The sequence below is a fragment of the Pseudomonas sp. CP-1 genome (assembly GCF_021213715.1).
Classification (GTDB): Bacteria; Pseudomonadota; Gammaproteobacteria; order Pseudomonadales; family Pseudomonadaceae; genus Pseudomonas; species Pseudomonas aeruginosa.
In genome coordinates, this window is the sequence record NZ_JAJQKY010000003.1 from 368,683 (window position 1) to 386,834 (window position 18,152).

10 protein-coding genes are annotated in these 18,152 nt (G+C 66.8%); 9 read left to right on the forward strand and 1 reads right to left on the reverse strand.

The annotated features are described in order from the left end of the window. Positions 1–117: 117 nt before the first annotated feature. The 3 genes from aceF to msrA all read left to right on the forward strand — a co-directional run bounded on the left by aceF (position 118) and on the right by msrA (position 5,619). A complete protein-coding gene (gene aceF / locus LT948_RS08625; RefSeq protein ID WP_003125595.1) occupies positions 118–1,761 on the forward strand; it encodes a dihydrolipoyllysine-residue acetyltransferase in 1,644 nt (547 codons plus the stop codon). Positions 1,762–2,178: 417 nt separating this feature from the next. Then, the gene (gene dipA, locus LT948_RS08630; RefSeq protein WP_003106476.1) at positions 2,179–4,878 is read left to right on the forward strand and encodes a phosphodiesterase DipA; all 2,700 of its coding nucleotides are present in this window, start codon (positions 2,179–2,181) and stop codon (positions 4,876–4,878) included. Positions 4,879–4,971: 93 nt separating this feature from the next. Beyond that, positions 4,972–5,619, forward strand: a complete 648-nt coding sequence (gene msrA / locus LT948_RS08635; RefSeq protein ID WP_003095789.1) for a peptide-methionine (S)-S-oxide reductase MsrA — start codon at positions 4,972–4,974, stop codon at positions 5,617–5,619. A 3-nt stretch (positions 5,620–5,622) separates the two neighbouring features. Here msrA and LT948_RS08640 read toward each other — a convergent pair whose 3' ends face one another. Then, positions 5,623–6,459: a 23S rRNA (adenine(2030)-N(6))-methyltransferase RlmJ gene (locus tag LT948_RS08640; protein WP_003095790.1), complete on the reverse strand. Its 837-nt coding sequence runs from the start codon at positions 6,457–6,459 to the stop codon at positions 5,623–5,625. 301 nt (positions 6,460–6,760) lie between these two features. Between LT948_RS08640 and LT948_RS08645 the strand changes: the two genes are divergently transcribed. The 6 genes from LT948_RS08645 to LT948_RS08670 all read left to right on the forward strand — a co-directional run bounded on the left by LT948_RS08645 (position 6,761) and on the right by LT948_RS08670 (position 18,112). After that, positions 6,761–8,563 (forward strand): acyl-CoA dehydrogenase, encoded by a 1,803-nt coding sequence (locus tag LT948_RS08645; protein WP_003095792.1) that lies wholly within the window; start codon positions 6,761–6,763, stop codon positions 8,561–8,563. 292 nt (positions 8,564–8,855) lie between these two features. Further along, positions 8,856–10,598: a potassium/proton antiporter gene (locus tag LT948_RS08650; RefSeq protein ID WP_003095795.1), complete on the forward strand. Its 1,743-nt coding sequence runs from the start codon at positions 8,856–8,858 to the stop codon at positions 10,596–10,598. Positions 10,599–10,689: 91 nt separating this feature from the next. After that, positions 10,690–14,046 carry a mechanosensitive channel MscK gene (gene mscK, locus LT948_RS08655; RefSeq protein WP_003095799.1) on the forward strand — a complete coding sequence of 1,119 codons (3,357 nt, stop codon included), beginning with the start codon at positions 10,690–10,692 and terminating at the stop codon, positions 14,044–14,046. A 66-nt stretch (positions 14,047–14,112) separates the two neighbouring features. Further along, entirely contained in the window at positions 14,113–15,573 is a 1,461-nt protein-coding gene (gene selO / locus LT948_RS08660; protein ID WP_033981314.1) for a protein adenylyltransferase SelO, read from the forward strand. Between the two features lie 150 nt (positions 15,574–15,723). Further along, on the forward strand, positions 15,724–16,698 hold the full coding sequence (locus LT948_RS08665; protein WP_003095804.1) for a sulfite exporter TauE/SafE family protein: 975 nt from the start codon (positions 15,724–15,726) through the stop codon (positions 16,696–16,698). Positions 16,699–16,834: 136 nt separating this feature from the next. Next, on the forward strand, positions 16,835–18,112 hold the full coding sequence (locus tag LT948_RS08670) for a bifunctional O-acetylhomoserine aminocarboxypropyltransferase/cysteine synthase (protein WP_023094927.1): 1,278 nt from the start codon (positions 16,835–16,837) through the stop codon (positions 18,110–18,112). Positions 18,113–18,152 lie beyond the last annotated feature (40 nt).

An 18,152-nucleotide genomic window follows, 5' to 3' on the forward strand; every position in this document is an offset into this window, starting at 1 on the left:
GGGGTTTCGAGCACGCCGGCGCCGCCCACGGGCGGCGCCGGCTCACAACGAACCAAGGACCAAAAGTCTTTGTTTTGCGCGCCGCACAGCGGTGGTGGCACGTAAAAGGAGAGGAATGTGAGCGAACTCATTCGCGTACCCGACATCGGCAACGGTGAGGGTGAAGTCATCGAGCTGCTGGTCAAGCCCGGCGACAAGGTCGAGGCCGATCAGAGCCTGCTGACCCTGGAATCCGACAAGGCCAGCATGGAAATCCCCAGTCCCAAGGCCGGGGTAGTGAAAAGCATCAAGGCGAAGGTCGGCGACACCTTGAAAGAAGGTGACGAAATCCTCGAGCTGGAAGTGGAAGGCGGCGAACAGCCTGCCGAAGCCAAGGCCGAGGCAGCGCCCGCCCAACCGGAAGCGCCGAAAGCCGAAGCGCCTGCTCCCGCCCCGAGCGAGAGCAAGCCGGCCGCCCCCGCCGCAGCCAGTGTCCAGGACATCAAGGTCCCGGACATCGGCTCGGCCGGCAAGGCCAACGTCATCGAAGTGATGGTCAAGGCTGGCGACACGGTCGAGGCCGACCAGTCGCTGATCACCCTGGAATCCGACAAGGCCAGCATGGAGATCCCTTCGCCGGCCTCCGGCGTGGTGGAAAGCGTCTCGATCAAGGTCGGTGACGAAGTCGGCACCGGCGACCTGATCCTCAAGCTGAAGGTGGAAGGCGCCGCTCCGGCAGCCGAAGAGCAGCCGGCAGCCGCTCCGGCCCAGGCCGCGGCGCCCGCCGCTGAGCAGAAGCCCGCCGCGGCGGCCCCTGCGCCAGCCAAGGCCGATACCCCGGCTCCGGTCGGCGCACCCAGCCGCGACGGCGCCAAGGTCCACGCCGGCCCGGCGGTGCGCATGCTGGCGCGCGAGTTCGGCGTCGAGCTGAGCGAAGTGAAAGCCAGCGGTCCCAAGGGCCGCATCCTCAAGGAAGACGTCCAGGTCTTCGTCAAGGAGCAACTGCAGCGCGCCAAGTCCGGCGGTGCCGGCGCCACCGGCGGAGCCGGCATCCCGCCGATCCCGGAAGTCGACTTCAGCAAGTTCGGCGAAGTGGAAGAAGTGGCGATGACCCGCCTGATGCAGGTCGGCGCCGCCAACCTGCATCGCAGCTGGCTGAACGTGCCGCACGTGACCCAGTTCGACCAGTCGGACATCACCGACATGGAAGCCTTCCGCGTTGCCCAGAAGGCCGCGGCGGAGAAGGCCGGGGTCAAGCTGACCGTACTGCCGATCCTGCTCAAGGCCTGCGCCCACCTGCTCAAGGAACTGCCGGACTTCAACAGTTCGCTGGCCCCCAGCGGCAAGGCGCTGATTCGCAAGAAGTACGTACACATCGGCTTCGCCGTGGACACTCCGGACGGCCTGCTGGTCCCGGTGATCCGCGATGTCGACCGGAAGAGCCTCCTGCAACTGGCCGCCGAGGCCGCCGAGCTGGCCGACAAGGCCCGCAACAAGAAGCTCTCGGCCGATGCCATGCAGGGCGCCTGCTTCACCATCTCCAGTCTCGGCCACATCGGCGGCACCGGCTTCACGCCGATCGTCAACGCGCCGGAAGTGGCGATCCTCGGTGTGTCCAAGGCGACCATGCAGCCGGTATGGGACGGCAAGGCCTTCCAGCCGCGCCTGATGCTGCCGCTGTCGCTGTCCTACGACCATCGCGTGATCAACGGCGCCGCCGCGGCGCGCTTCACCAAGCGCCTGGGCGAACTGCTGGCGGACATCCGCACCCTGCTCCTGTAATACCTGCGCCGCTCCCCACGGAGCGGCCAGCCCCTCTCGCGAGCATGCCACGCTCGTCTCTCGGCCCCACCGGATGGTGGGGTTTTTTTTGCCCGCCTGACGGCTCGGCGAAACTGCGACCCGTCGTACCGCCAGCGCATGCCACAGGACCCGCAGGCGCGAGTTCGGCGCGCACGATGACAGGCGCTCGACGCCAACCCTCCCGGTGAAGCCAACCCTACGAAAAACAGGGCTTTTCCAGCGGCGCCGCAGACCTCCGACCGTCCAGCGGTTTTTTCCCGGATACGCTTAACTTGGGCCCTGCCGGGCCGATACAGAGTTACTTGTCAGACCAATCGGCATAATGCACCCTTTGCCTGCACCCCATCGAAACGGGTCGAGGCCTCCCCCTCGCTCAGTACCTGGAATCAGCCTCGCATGAAAAGTCATCCCGATGCCGCCAGCCGTTCGGCGGCCGAGGTTGTCACGCAGCTACCCGTGCCGTCGCGGCTCGGGCTGCTGCGTTTCGAGCGGCTGAACGAGCCGAGCTGGGCACTGCTGTTCCTCGATCCTGCCTGCGAGCGCCAGCTCGGGCTGCCGGCGACTACCCTCTGCGCACTGCTCGATGCGCCTTACGCCAGCCTGATGGAACCCGAGGCCCGCCACCGCCTGCACGAGCAGATCCAGCAGCAACTGGTGAAGCGCCCGCACTACCAGGTGAGCTACAAGCTGCACACACCCAACGGCGTGCTGACCATGCTGGAGTTCGGCGAAGCCTTCCAGCAGCATGGCCGCCAGTTGCTGCACGGCTACCTGATGGTCGAGGAGCGAGCGGAGAGCGCCGAGCGCAGCGAACAGTTGCTCGACCTGGAATCGCAGAACCTGCGCCTGAAGGCGTCCCTGGACCTCTACCAGCGCTCCCAGGACGACCACCTGCAACACCTGCTGCGCTCGCGCACCCAGCAGAACCTGATCGTCCGCCTGGCCCGCCATCGCTACCTGTCCAGCGACCCGCTGCTGGAAGCCGCGCAACTGATCACCCAGGCCGCCTGCGAAGCCTACGGCACCGCGCGCGCCGGCATCTGGCGCCTGCTCGACGACCAGCGCCTGGAAGCGGTGACCGTCTACCGCCGCGACCTCGACCAGTACGAGAAGCCCCAGAGCATCGACGCCAGCCGCTACCCCGCCTACCTCGAGGCGGTACACAGCGGGCGCGCCATCGACGCCCACAACGCCCAGCGCGACCCACGCACCCAGGAACTCTACAAGGACTACCTGAAGCCGCTGGGCGTCAACGCCCTGCTCGACGCCACCATCCGCATCGGCGGCGAGGTGGTCGGCGTGCTGTGCCTGGAACACGCCGGCGAGAACCGCATGTGGCAGAGCGACGAGATCGCCTTCGCCGGGGAACTCGCCGACCAGTACGCGCAGGTCCTGATGAACCACGAGCGACGCAATGTCTCCAGCGCCCTGCACTTGTTCCAGCGCGCGGTGGAACAGAGCGCCAGCGCCTTCCTGCTGATCGACCGCGACGGCGTGGTGGAATACGTCAATCCGAGCTTCACCTCGATCACCCAGTACAGCGCCGACGAAGTGCGTAACCGACGCCTGTCCGAGCTTCCGGCGCTGGAGAACCTCAGCGAGCTGCTGTTCGACGCGCGTTCCGCGCTGACCCAGCAGAACAGCTGGCAGGGCGAGTTCCGCAGCCGCCGCAAGAACCACGAGCCTTACTGGGGCCAGTTGTCGCTGTCGAAGGTCTACGACGATCTCGGCGAGCTGACCCACTACATCGGCATCTACGAAGACATCACGCAGAACAAGCTGGCCCAGCAGCACATCGAGAAACTCGCCTACCGCGACAACCTCACCGGCCTGGCCAACCGGCACTATTTCATCGGCGCCCTCGAGGAACGCCTGGAAAGCAGCGGCGACCGCCCGCTCAGCCTGCTGCTGGTGGACATCGACAACTTCAAGCGGATCAATGACAGCCTCGGCCACCAGACCGGCGACAAGCTGCTGGTCAGCCTGGCCCGGCGCTTGCGCAGTTGCCTCGGCGACGGCGCCACCCTGGCGCGCTTCGCCAGCAACGAGTTCGCCGTGCTGCTCGACGACACCGCGGTGGAAAAGGGCGAAAGCATTGCCGCGCAGGTCCTGCACATGCTCGACAAGCCGCTGTTCGTCGACAACCAGTTGATCAACATCACCGGCTCCATCGGCCTGGCCAGCGCCCCGCAGCACGGCTGCGACCCGCAGACCCTGATGAAGTACGCCGGCCTGGCGCTGCACAAGGCCAAGGCCAACGGCAAGCACCAGGTCCAGGTGTTCACCGAGGCGCTGACCGCCGAGGCCAGCTACAAGCTGTTCGTCGAGAGCAACCTGCGCCGCGCCCTGGCGCAGAACGAACTGGCGGTGCACTACCAGCCCAAGCTGTGCCTGCGCAGCGGCCAGTTGCTCGGCCTGGAAGCCCTGCTGCGCTGGCAGCATCCGGAAAAAGGCATGATCCGCCCGGACCGCTTCATCAGCGTGGCCGAGGAAACCGGGCTGATCGTGCCGATCGGCAAGTGGGTGATCCGCGAAGCCTGTCGCCAGGCCCGCGAGCTGGCCGAGGCCGGGCTGGGCGAGCTGCAGATCGCCATCAACCTGTCGCCCAAGCAGTTCACCGACCCGGACCTGGTCGGCTCGATCGCGGCGATCCTCCACGAAGAGAACATCCCGGCCAGCCAGCTGGAACTGGAGCTCACCGAAAGCCTGCTGCTGGACGCCACCGACGATACCCGCCAGCAACTCGAACGCCTGAAGAGCCTCGGCCTGACCCTGGCGATGGACGACTTCGGCACCGGCTACTCGTCACTGAGCTACCTGAAGAAATTCCCCATCGACGTGATCAAGATCGACCGCAGCTTCATCAAGGACATCCCGGACAGCCAGGACGACATGGAAATCACCTCGGCGGTGATCGCCATGGCCCACAACCTCAAGCTCAAGGTAGTCGCCGAAGGCGTGGAGAGCGCCGAGCAACTGGCCTTCCTCCGGCGCAACCGCTGCGACATCGGCCAGGGCTACCTGTTCGACCGGCCGATCCCCAGCGACCTGCTCAATACCAGCCTGCTGCGCTATCCCTGCCGCACCCTGCACTGATCGCCCAGGCCTCCCCCGCCGGCGCGGAAAGGCTGTACTCTCTGTGCTCATCCGCGAGTCATTCGCCTACCCCCTGAGCAGGAGACGAGAGCCATGGTTCTGCGTTCTGAAATCCTCACCAAGAAAAGCGAGCTGCCCACGCCGGACCAGGCCCTGCCGGGTCGCGAAAGCGCCATGCCGGTGCCCGAAGCGCACTTCGTCAACGGCCGACCGCTGACCGCGCCGTTCCCCGCCGGCCTGCAACAGGTGCTGTTCGGCATGGGCTGCTTCTGGGGCGCCGAGCGTCGCCTCTGGCAGCAACCGGGCGTCTGGGTGACCGCGGTGGGTTATGCCGGCGGCTACACGCCGAACCCGACCTACGACGAAGTCTGCTCCGGCCTGACCGGCCACAGCGAGGTCGTGCTGGTGGTCTACAACCCGCAGGAGACCAGCTTCGAACAGTTGCTCAAGGTATTCTGGGAAGCCCACGACCCGACCCAGGGCATGCGCCAGGGCGGCGACATCGGCACCCAGTACCGCTCGGTGATCTACACCTTCGACGCGGCCCAGAAGGCCGCGGCCATGGCCAGCCGGGAGAGCTTCCAGGCCGAACTGGCGAAAGCCGGCTACGATCGCATCACCACCGAGATCGCCGACGTCCCGCCCTTCTACTACGCCGAGGCCTACCACCAGCAGTACCTGGCGAAGAACCCCAACGGTTACTGCGGCCTGGGCGGCACCGGGGTGTGCCTGCCGGCCTGACGACTATTCCGCCACCAGCCAGTCGAGACGCCAGCCGCCCTGGCTCTGGGCCATGACCTCGGCCAGCCAGGGCAGCAGGTCGCGCAGTTCGTCCTCCAGCGGCCACGGCGGATTGACGATGGCCAGCCCGGAGCCGTTGAAACGCTCGGCGTCGTCGATCGGATGCACGTGCAGCTCGGCACGCAGCAGCTTCGGCGCGACGCTACGTTCCAGGGCCTGGTAGAAACGCTTGAGCTGGCGCTCGTCCTTGATCGGATACCAGATCACCACCACCGTCTGGCGCATCCGCCCGATCGCCTCGTCGAGCGCAGCGACACAACGCTGCAATTCGTCGGCCTGCTCGAACGGCGGATCGATCAGCAGCACCGCGCGCTTTTCCGGCGCCGGCAGGAACGCCCGCGGCAGCAGCCAACCGTCGCCCTGGTGCACGGCGACCCGCCGTTCGCCAGCCATGTTGGCCTTGAGCAGGCGGCCGTCCTCGGGATGCAGTTCGTTGAGCAGCACGCGGTCCTGGGCGCGGGTCAGGCGCCGTGCCAGTTCCGGCGAGCCCGGGTAGTAGCGCAGGGAGCCGTCCGGGTTCAGGTGACGGATCACGTCCAGGTAATCGTCCAGTTGCTCAGGCAGGCCTTCGCGCTCCCACAGGCGGGCGATGCCCTGCTCCCACTCGCCGGTGCGGCTGGCCTCGTCACCCTGCAGGTCGTAGAGGCCGACCCCGGAATGGCTGTCCAGGTAGGCGTACGGCGTGTCCTTGCGCCCCAGCAGGGCGAAGATCCGCGCCAGCACCAGGTGCTTGAAGACATCGGCATGGTTGCCGGCGTGGTAAGCGTGACGATAGTTCATGATGACTGCTCCTTGGACAGCGCCAGGCAGCGCTGCTAGCCGGACCGCCCGGCCCCGGCGGATTCGCGCCGACCCCGCGTCGGCACAGGCCCTCGCCCATGGGCGAGGGGCGCGGATTCTACCAGCCTCCCGAGGCTTCGGCAGCGGTCTCGCCGTCGCAGGTTTGGCCCTTGTATCACGCATATCGATGTTGGTTGGCGACCTTCATTCACCAGCCTAGACTCGCTGGCACCCTGGCACCGCCTGCGACGGTCGATGCCTTCGCCGCGCCGCCCCACGATCCCCTTTCGCCGAGGTCGTCATGTCCGAAACCCTGCTCAGTTCCCGCAACCTGGCGTTCGAGCTGTACGAAGTCCTCGATGCCGAAGCCCTGACCCAGCGCCCGCGCTTCGCCGAACATAGCCGCGAAACCTTCGATGCCGCCCTCGGCACCGCGCGGAGCCTGGCGGAAAAGCTGTTCGCCCCGCACAACCGCAAGGGCGACGAACACGAGCCGCTCTATGAGAATGGCTCAGCCACGCTGATTCCGGAAGTGAAGCCGGCAGTGGATGCCTTCCTCGACGCCGGCTTCCTCAACGCCACCCGCAGCTTCGAGCAGGGCGGCATGCAGTTGCCGACCCTGCTGTCGCAGGCCTGCTTCGCCCACTTCCAGGCGGCCAACGTCGGTAGCTCGGCCTATCCGTTCCTGACCATGGGCGCCGCCAACCTGATCGAGAGCTTCGGCAGCGAGGAGCAGAAGCAGCGCTTCCTGCAACCGATGATCGAGGGCCGCTTCTTCGGCACCATGGCCCTCACCGAGCCGCACGCCGGCTCCTCCCTCTCCGACATCCGTACCCGTGCCGAACCGGCCGCCGACGGCAGCTATCGGATCAAGGGCAACAAGATCTTCATCTCCGGCGGCGACCACCCGCTCTCCGAGAACATCGTACACATGGTCCTGGCCAAACTGCCGGATGCCCCGCCGGGGGTGAAAGGCATCTCGCTGTTCATCGTGCCGAAGTTCCTGGTCAACGCCGACGGCAGCCTCGGGCCGCGCAACGACGTGATCCTCGCCGGCCTGTTCCACAAGATGGGTTATCGCGGCACCACCTCCACCGCGCTGAACTTCGGCGACAACGGCGCCTGCGTCGGCTACCTGGTGGGCAAGCCGCACCACGGCCTGGCCTACATGTTCCAGATGATGAACGAGGCGCGCATCGGCGTCGGCATGGGCGCGGTGATGCTTGGCTATGCCGGTTACCTCTATTCGCTGGAGTACGCCCGCGAACGCCCGCAGGGCCGCCTGCCGGACGGCAAGGACCCGAGCGCGCCACAGGTGGCGATCATCCGCCACGCCGACGTGCGGCGCATGCTGCTGACCCAGAAGGCCTATGTCGAAGGCGCCTTCGACCTGGGCCTGTACGCCGCGCGCCTGTTCGACGACAGCCAGACCCTGGAGGACGACGAACAGCGCCGCCAGGCCCACGAACTGCTCGACCTGCTGACCCCAATCGTCAAGTCCTGGCCCTCGGAGTTCTGCCTGAAGGCCAACGAGCTGGCGATCCAGATCCTCGGCGGCCACGGCTACACCCGCGAATACCCGGTGGAACAGTACTACCGCGACAATCGCCTGAACCCGATCCACGAAGGCACCCACGGCATCCAGTCCCTCGACCTGCTGGGACGCAAGGTCGGGCAGAACAACGGCGCCGGCCTGCGCCAGCTGACCCGCCTGATCCAGGACGCCTGCCGGCGCGCCGAAGCCCATCCATCCCTGGCCGCCCTGCGCCAGCCGCTGGAACGGCTGGTGGCGCGGCTGTCCGAGGTGACCCTGGCGCTGCTCGGCGACCTGATGCAGGGCCAGGTCAACCAGGGCCTGGCCAACTCGGCGCTGTACCTGAAGGTGTTCGGCCATGCGGTCATCGGCTGGCGCTGGCTGGAGCAGGCGATCCGCGCCGAGGAAGGGCTGGCTCGCGGCGACTGCGCCGACGCCGACTTCTATCGCGGCAAGTTGCAGGCCGCTCGCTACTTCCTGACCTGGGAAGTGCCTGGTTGCCACCACGAACTGGCGCTGCTGGAGGCCCGCGACGACGTGTGTTCGAGCATGCAGGAAGAATGGTTCTGATCCTGCCTGCCCTTTCCCGCCCCGGTCACGTCCGGGGCTTTTTTATGTCCGGGCATGAACGCCGGGTTGCCGTTGCCTGGCGGCCACGCCAGCGAGTTCGCGCGCACTCGCCCGGACAACGCGAAAGCCTCGGAATTCCTTCGAAAAAAACCGCCGACGCCCCTTTACAGTCCGCCAAATCCGCAGGTTAGAATCACTTGGCATGCGGCCTGCATCCTGTCTACGTAATTCCCCTACGTAAAACCGACCCGTAGCGTCGCCTTCCCCCTGTCCCGCCGCGAGGAGGCCGACCTTGGACGCCGTCACCGTCAATAATTTCTTCCTGATCGGGGCGGTGCTGGTCGGCATGAGCATCCTCGTCAGCTCGCTGTCCTCCCGCCTGGGCATCCCGATCCTGGTGATCTTCCTCGCCGTCGGCATGATCGCCGGCAACGATGGGGTCGGCGGCATCGTCTTCGACAACTATCCGGTGGCCTACCTGGTGGGCAACCTGGCGCTCGCCGTGATCCTCCTCGACGGCGGCCTGCGCACCCGCGTCTCCAGCTTCCGCGTGGCGCTCTGGCCGGCATTGTCGCTGGCCACCCTGGGCGTGCTGGTGACCACCGGCCTGACCGGCATCGCGGCGGCCTGGCTGTTCGACCTGCACTGGATGGAAGGCCTGCTGATCGGCGCCATCGTCGGCTCCACCGACGCCGCCGCGGTGTTCTCCCTGCTCGGCGGCAAAGGTCTCAACGAGCGGGTCACCGCGACCCTGGAGATCGAATCGGGCAGCAACGACCCGATGGCGGTATTCCTCACCGTGACCCTGATCGAGATGCTCGCCAGCGGCCAGACCGGCCTCAGCTGGGGCTTCGTCCTGCACCTGGTGCAGCAGTTCGGTCTCGGCGCCCTGCTCGGTCTCGGCGGCGGCTGGTTGCTGCTGCAACTGATCAACCGCATGCACCTGGCCGGCGGCCTCTACCCGCTGCTGGTGATCAGCGGCGGCCTGCTGGTGTTCGCCCTGGCCAACGCCGTCGGCGGCAGCGGCATCCTGGCCATCTACCTGTGCGGCCTGCTCCTCGGCAACCGGCCGATCCGCAGCCGCCACGGCATCCTGCACATGCTCGACGGCATGGCCTGGCTGGCGCAGATCGGCATGTTCCTGGTCCTCGGCCTGCTGGTCACCCCCCACGACCTGTGGCCGATCGCCCTGCCGGCGCTGGCCCTGGCGCTGTGGATGATCCTGGTGGCGCGGCCGCTGTCGGTGCTGATCGGATTGATCCCGTTCCGCGCCTTCCACGACCGCGAGAAAGCCTTCATCGCCTGGGTCGGCCTGCGCGGCGCGGTGCCGATCATCCTCGCGGTGTTCCCGCTGATGGCCGGCCTGCCGAACGCCCAGCTGTTCTTCAACGTGGCCTTCTTCATCGTCCTGGTCTCGCTGCTGGTGCAGGGCACCAGCCTGCCCTGGGCGGCCAGGCTGCTGCGGGTGGTGGTGCCGCCGGACCCGGCACCGATATCCCGCGCCGGCCTGGAGATCCACCCGACCAGCGAGTGGGAGCTGTTCGTCTACCACCTGAACAAGGAAAAGTGGTGCATCGGCGCCGCCCTGCGCGAGCTGAAGATGCCCGGCGGGACCCGGATCGCCGCGCTGTTCCGCGGCACCGAACTGCTCCACCCGTCGGGCAGCACCATCCTCGAGGCCGACGACATCCTCTGCGTGATCGGCCACGAACACGACCTGCCGGCCCTCGGCAAGCTGTTCAGCCAGGCGCCCGACCGCGGCCTCGGCGCGCGCTTCTTCGGCGACTTCGTGCTGGAAGGCGATGCCCAGCTGTCGGCGGTGGCCTCGCTCTACGGCCTGAAGCTCGACGGCATCGACGGCGAGCAAGCGCTGGGCCGCTTCATCGCCCACGAGATCGGCGGCGAAGCGGTGATCGGCGACCAGGTGGAGTGGAACGGCCTGACCTGGACCGTGGCCGCCCTGGAAGGCAACCGTATCCGCAAGGTCGGCGTGAAGTTTCCGGAAGGCCGCCCAGGGCCCGGACTTTTCCTCTGATTTCCTGTCGAATCCCCGTTCCGTGACGCCTTGCGGCGTCCCGGAGCCACCACTAACCTGCATTCACCCTTCTTCGAGTCTCTTCTCGACCATGCCTGCCCTCCGCTCCCTGATCGCTACTCTTTTCCTCGGCCTCTGCCTTGCCAGTCCGCCGCTCCTCGCCCAGTCCGAGCCGCCCTCGGCCGAAGCCGTCCAGCAAAGCCTCGACAAGCTGGCCGAACGCAAGCTCGCCGAAGCCGACCAGAAGGTCGTCAAGGCCAGACTCGAACAGACCCTCAAGTTCCTCGCCGCGCGCGACGAAGCGCTGCAGAGCCTGGAAGACCTGAAAAAGCGCCTGAGCGACGCGCCCCGGCAGATCGAGGATAACCAGCGCGAACTGGAGCGCCTGAAGAAGACCCGCGAACGCCCGGTCAGCGAGCGCTACAGCGGCGAGAGCGTGGCCCGCCTGGAGATGCTGCTCAACGACCGCACCACCCAGCAGGCCGAGTGGCAGAAGGCCCTGGGCGAGGCCAACAGCCTGTCGATCACCGCCGAGACCCGCCCGGAACGAGCCCAGGCCGGCATCAGCAGCATGCAGGCACGGATCCTGGAGATCGGCTCGCTGCTCAAGGCCGGCAAGGAAAGCGGCAAGGCGATCAACGCCGACCGTCGCGGCGAGCTGCTCGCCGAGCAGGCCGCGCTGACCGTGCAGAGCCAGCTGTTGCGCCAGGAACTGGCCGGCAACAACCTGCTGCAGGACCTCGGCAAGAGCCAGCACGATCTGCTCACCGAGAAGATCTCGCGCCTGGAAAAGGAAACCCTCGACCTGCAGGCGCTAATCAGCGAGAAGCGCCGCGAGCAGTCGGAAAAGACCGTCGCCGAGCTGTCCAAGGAAGGCGCCCAGGGGGCCGGCACCGACAGCCTGCTGAGCCAGGAGAACGCCAAGAATCTGCGTCTCTCCGACTACCTGCTGCGCGCCACCGACCGCCTCAACGTGCTCACCCGGCGCAACCTCGAGACCAAGCAGCAACTGGACAACCTGACCCAGTCCAACCAGGCCCTCGAGGAACAGATCAACGTCCTGCGCGGCAGCCTGCTGCTGTCGCGCATCCTCTACAAGCAGAAACAGGCGCTGCCGAAGATCAAGACCGACCAGAGCCTGGCCGACGAGATCGCCGACCTGCGCCTCGGCCAGTTCGAACTGAACCAGGAACGCGACAAGCTGGCAACCCCGCAGCAATACCTGGACGACCTGCTCGCCCAGCAGCCCAGCGAGCAGGTCACGCCGGAACTGCGCAAGGATCTCGACACCCTGCTGGCAACCCGTTCCGAGCTGCTCGAACGGCTCAACCACGAACTCAACGCGCTGCTCAACGAAGCGATCACCTTGCAGTTGAACCAGAAGCAACTGCTTTCCACCAGCGAGAGCCTGCGCACCACCCTCGACGAGCAGATGTTCTGGATTCCCAGCAACCAGCCGCTCGACCTGTCCTGGTTCAAGATGACCCCGACCCTGCTGAAGAACCAGCTCACCGAGATCCCCTGGGGCTCCGGGGTGCGTGAACTGGGCGAAGGCCTGGTCGATCGGCCGCTGCTGTTCCTGCCGCTGTTCCTGCTGATCGCCGCTCTGCTGTGGAAACGCCGCTACCTGTACGACAAGCTGGCGGAGCTGAACGACGACATCGGCCACTTCAAGCGCGACAGCCAGCTGCATACCCCGCTGGCGATCCTGATCACCATCCTCCTCGCCCTGCCCGGCACCCTGACCTTCGCCGTCGCCGGCCTGGCCCTGCTGCTGGACGCCCGCGGCCAGAACGCCACCCTCGGCAGCGCCCTGCTGGAAATGGCTCAGGTCTGGCTGCTGTTCTACACCGCCCATCGCATCCTCACCCCGGGCGGCATCGCCGAGCGGCATTTCCACTGGAGCCGCGAACAGGTCGGCTTCCTCGACAGGCACCTGGTCCGCCTCGGCGTTGTGGTCCTGGCGCTGGTCGGCGTGGTGACGGTGGCCGAGCACCAGCCGGCGAGCCTGGCCGACGACGTGATCGGCATCGCCGTGGTCCTGCTCGGCTACGCGGCCATGGCCTGGCTGCTCAGCCGCCTGCTGTTCAGCAGCCCCGGCGACGAGCGTCCGTCGCTGATCAAGATGATCGTCGGCCTCCTCTTCACCGCGCTGCCGCTGGTGCTCTTCGTCGCGGTCTGCTTCGGCTACTACTACACCTCGCTGAAGCTCACCGACCGTCTCATCGATACCCTTTACCTGCTGCTGCTCTGGTTCGTCATCGAGGCCGCCTTCGTCCGCGGCCTGGGTGTGGCGGCCCGGCGCCTGGCCTACGCCCGGGCCCTGGCGAAACGGCAGAACGCGGCGAAGGAAGGCGTCGACGGCGAGACCAACGTCGAGGAGCCGACCCTCGGCATCGAGCAGATCAACCAGCAATCGCTGCGGCTGATCCGCCTGGCCCTGCTGATCGGCTTCATCGTCTGCCTGTACTGGGTCTGGGCCGACCTGATCAGCGTGATCTCCTACCTCGACAACGTCACCCTGTACCAGTACACCGCCGGCACCGGCGAAGCGGCCACCAGCGTGCCGATCAGCCTGCGCGACTTCCTCGCGGCGCTGGCCATCGCGGTGGTCACCGTGGCCCTGGCGCGCAACCTGCCCGGCCTGCTGGAGGTATTGGTGCTACAGCGCCTGACCCTGGCCCAGGGCAGCGCCTACGCCACCACCACCCTGCTTTCCTATGCCATCAGCGGCATCGGCATCGTCAGCGCCCTGTCCACTCTCGGGGTCAGCTGGGACAAGCTGCAATGGCTGGTGGCGGCGCTCTCGGTAGGGCTCGGCTTCGGCCTGCAGGCGATCTTCTCCAACTTCGTCTCCGGCCTGATCATCCTTTTCGAGCGTCCGGTGCGAATAGGCGACGTGGTGACCATCGGCAACCTGTCCGGCACGGTCAGTCGGATCCGCATCCGTGCCACCACCATCACCGATTTCGACCGCAAGGAGATCATCGTCCCGAACCAGACCTTCATCACCGGGCAACTGGTGAACTGGTCGCTGAGCGATACCGTGACCCGGGTCACCATCAAGATCGGCCTGGCCTACGAGACCGACCTGCCGCTGGCGCGCAAGCTGATGATGCAGGCGGTCAAGGAAAACCCGCGGGTACTGCGCGACCCGGAGCCGCTGCTGTACTTCCTGACCATCAGCGCCAGCACCTTCGACTACGAGCTGCGCTTCCACGTCCGCGAACTGGGCGACCGCAACCCCTCCACCGACGAGATCCTGACGAAGATCGCCACCAGCTTCCGCGAACACAAGATCGACATGGCTTTCAACCAGGTCGATGTGTTCGTCAAGAACCTCCAGGGCCAGCAGGTCCAGCTGTTCGTCGGCGAGCCGCAGCACAGCGGCGTCGGCAATCCGCCCGCGCTCAAGGGCCAGGACGGTCCCGCCGAACCGACCCGCTGAACCTTCGGGCCTGGACGCCCTCCGGCAATTCCCAGCACAATGCTCGGGAATTGCCGGAGGCCTCTCTTGAAATCACTCGACGACCTCGACTTCGACAACCGCTTCGCCCGCCTGGGCGACGCCTTCTCCACCGAAGTCCTGCCCGACCCCATCGCCGAGCCGCGCCTGGTGGTAGCCAGCCCCGCCGCCCTGGCGCTGCTCGACCTGCCAGCGGAAACCAGTGACGAAGCGCTGTTCGCCGAGCTGTTCGGCGGGCACAAGCTGTGGTCGGAGGCCGAGCCGCGGGCGATGGTGTATTCCGGCCACCAGTTCGGCTCCTATAACCCGCGCCTGGGCGACGGCCGCGGCCTGCTGCTCGGCGAGGTGATCAACCAGGCCGGCGAGCACTGGGACCTGCACCTCAAGGGCGCCGGCCAGACCCCCTACTCGCGGATGGGCGACGGGCGCGCCGTGCTGCGCTCGTCGATCCGCGAGTTCCTCGCCTCCGAAGCCCTTCCGGCACTGGGCATTCCCAGCAGCCGGGCGCTCTGCGTGATCGGTTCGAGCACGCCGGTCTGGCGCGAGAAGAAGGAAAGCGCGGCGACGCTGCTGCGCCTGGCGCCCAGCCACGTGCGCTTCGGTCACTTCGAATACTTCTACTACACCCGCCAGCACGACCAGTTGAAACAGTTGGCGGCGTTCGTCCTGGAACACCACTTCGCCGACTGCAACGCAGCCGAGCGGCCGTACGCGGCGATGTTCCGCCAGGTCGTCGAGCGCAACGCCGAACTCATCGCCCGCTGGCAGGCCTATGGCTTCTGCCACGGGGTGATGAACACCGACAACATGTCGATCCTCGGCATTACCTTTGACTACGGGCCCTACGCCTTCCTCGACGATTTCGACGCCAATCACATCTGCAATCACTCCGACGACGCCGGCCGCTACTCCTTCAGCAACCAGGTACCGATCGCCCATTGGAACCTGGCCGCCCTGGCCCAGGCGCTGACACCACTGGTGGAAGTGGACGAACTGCGCGCCAGCCTCGACCTGTTCCTGCCCCTCTACCAGGCCCACTACCTCGATCTGATGCGCCGGCGCCTGGGCCTGGGCGTCGCCGCGGAGAACGACCAGGCCCTGGTCCAGGAACTGTTGCAGCGCATGCAGGGCAGCGCGGTGGATTACTCGCTGTTCTTCCGCCAACTCGGCGAAGAAACTCCGGAGCGGGCGCTGGCCAGCCTGCGCGACGACTTCGTCGACCGCGAGGCCTTCGACCGCTGGGCCGAGGCCTACCGCCGGCGCGTCGAGGAAGAAGGCGGAGACCAGGAGTCGCGGCGCCGGCGCATGCACGCGGTCAATCCGCTCTATGTGCTACGCAACTACCTGGCACAGCAGGCTATCGAAGCGGCCGAGCAGGGCGACTACACGGAAGTCCGCTTGCTGCACCAGGTGCTGAGTCGCCCGTTCGAGGAACAGCCGGGCATGGAGCGCTTCACTCGGCGCCCGCCGGACTGGGGGCGGCACCTGGAAATCAGTTGCTCCTCCTGACGGGATGCCCTGACAGAACGGCGGCCGATAATGCCGCAATGGAATAAATACCTTCGGAAAACTTCTTAGACGCACTAAGAAAAGCCGATTATCTTCGCCGCCACACTTATTCCAGCCTGTTCTACCACCTCCTGTCAGGCGCCTTGCCGCATGAAGATACGCGACCTCGATCTCAGCCAGAGTTCGATCAACACCGAACACCAGGCGCTAGGTCTGCCTCCTGTCGAAGATTTCGTCACCCATCCGGACGACCACCCGGTACTGCGCGCCGCCATGTGGGCGGCGGTGCTGATCCTGGTCGGCCTGCTCGCCTTCCTGGCCTGGCGCCTGTTCTTCGACAACGGCGGCAGCAACGGCTTCGAGATCATCGAGCAGGCCCTGACCAGCCGGGGTTTCTGGAGCGCGGTGGCGGTGGGCTTCTTCGCCCAGGTGATCGACGGTGCGCTGGGCATGGCCTATGGCATCACCGCGACTACCTTCCTGCTCAGCGCCGGTGCCACGCCGGCCGCTGCCAGCGCCAGCGTGCACATCGCCGAAGTGTTCACCACCGGCTTTTCCGGGATTTCCCACGTCAAGCTCGGCAACGTCAACAAGTCACTCTTCCTCCGCCTGCTGCTGCCGGGAATGATCGGCGCGGTGCTCGGCGCCGTGCTGATAACCCGCTTCGACGGCCACCAGCTCAAGCCCTTCATCTCCGCCTACCTGCTGCTGATGGGCCTGTACATCCTGAGCAAGGCCTACCGCCACGTGATCAAGCGCCGGGCACCGCGCCACGTGGCCAAGCTGGCACTCTTCGGCGGCTTCGTCGATGCTGCCGGCGGCGGCGGCTGGGGCCCGGTGGTCACCAGCAGCCTGATCGGCTCGGGTAGCGACCCGCGCACCACCATCGGCTCGGTGAACTTCGCCGAGTTCTTCCTGACCATCGCCAGCGCCACCTCCTTCATCCTCCTCGCCGGCCAGCCGGACACCTGGAAGATGGTCGCCGGGCTGGTCTTCGGCGGCCTGTTCGCCGCACCGTTCGCCGCCCTGCTGTGCAAGAAGCTTTCGCCGCGCACCCTGCTGGTCATCGTCGGCACCCTGATCACCCTGATCAGCGCCTACAACATCTACATCGGCCTACGCTGAAACCGACGCCGCCGCTCAGGCATATGCGGCGAACACAACGGTCTAACCAGGCACGCTTTTCCTTGCCCGGGCGCATTGACCCGCCCGGCGCGCTTTCCCATGCTGCGTCCTTCCAATCTGCCCGAAGGAACGCTGCATGAAACTGGAAACCCTGGCCGTCCACGCCGGCTACAGCCCTGACCCGACCACCCGCGCGGTGGCGGTGCCGATCTACCAGACCACCTCCTACGCCTTCGACGACACCCAGCATGGCGCCGACCTGTTCGACCTGAAGGTACCGGGCAACATCTACACACGGATCATGAACCCCACCAACGACGTACTGGAACAGCGCGTCGCGGCGCTGGAAGGCGGGGTCGGGGCGCTGGCGGTGGCCTCGGGGATGGCGGCCATCACCTACGCGATCCAGACCGTCGCCGAGGCCGGCGACAACATCGTCTCGGTGGCCAAGCTCTACGGCGGCACCTACAACCTGCTGGCCCACACCCTGCCACGCATCGGCATCCAGGCGCGCTTCGCCGCCCACGACGACGTCGCCGCCCTGGAAGCGCTGATCGACGAGCGGACCAAGGCCGTGTTCTGCGAAACCATCGGCAACCCAGCGGGCAACATCATCGACCTGCAGGCACTGGCCGACGCCGCTCACCGCCACGGCGTGCCGCTGATCGTCGACAACACGGTAGCCACCCCGGTGCTCTGCCGGCCGTTCGAGCACGGCGCCGACATCGTCGTGCACTCGCTGACCAAGTACATGGGCGGCCACGGCACCAGCATCGGCGGGATCGTGGTCGACTCCGGCAGATTCGACTGGGCGGCGAACAAGTCGCGCTTCCCGCTGCTGAACACGCCCGATCCGTCCTACCACGGCGTCACCTACACCGAGGCCTTCGGACCCGCCGCCTTCATCGGCCGCTGCCGGGTGGTACCGCTGCGCAACATGGGCGCGGCGCTCTCGCCGTTCAACGCCTTCCTCATCCTCCAAGGCCTGGAGACCCTGGCGCTGCGCATGGAGCGCCACTGCGACAACGCCCTCGCCGTGGCCCGCTACCTGCAGCAGCATCCGCAGGTGGCCTGGGTGAAATACGCCGGCCTCGCCGACAACCCCGAGCACGCCCTGGCCCGGCGCTACCTGGGGGGCCGCCCGGCGGCGATCCTGTCTTTCGGCATCCAGGGCGGCAGCGCCGCCGGCGCGCGCTTCATCGACGCCTTGAAGCTGGTGGTGCGGCTGGTCAACATCGGCGACGCCAAGTCCCTGGCCTGCCACCCGGCGAGCACCACCCACCGCCAGTTGAACGCGGAGGAACTGGCCCGCGCCGGAGTCTCCGACGACATGGTGCGGCTGTCGATCGGCATCGAGCACATCGACGACATCCTCGCCGACCTCGACCAGGCCCTGGCCGCCGCCGCACGCTGAGCGGATCGGTCAGTCCGGGCGAGCGTTTCGGTCCTTGCCC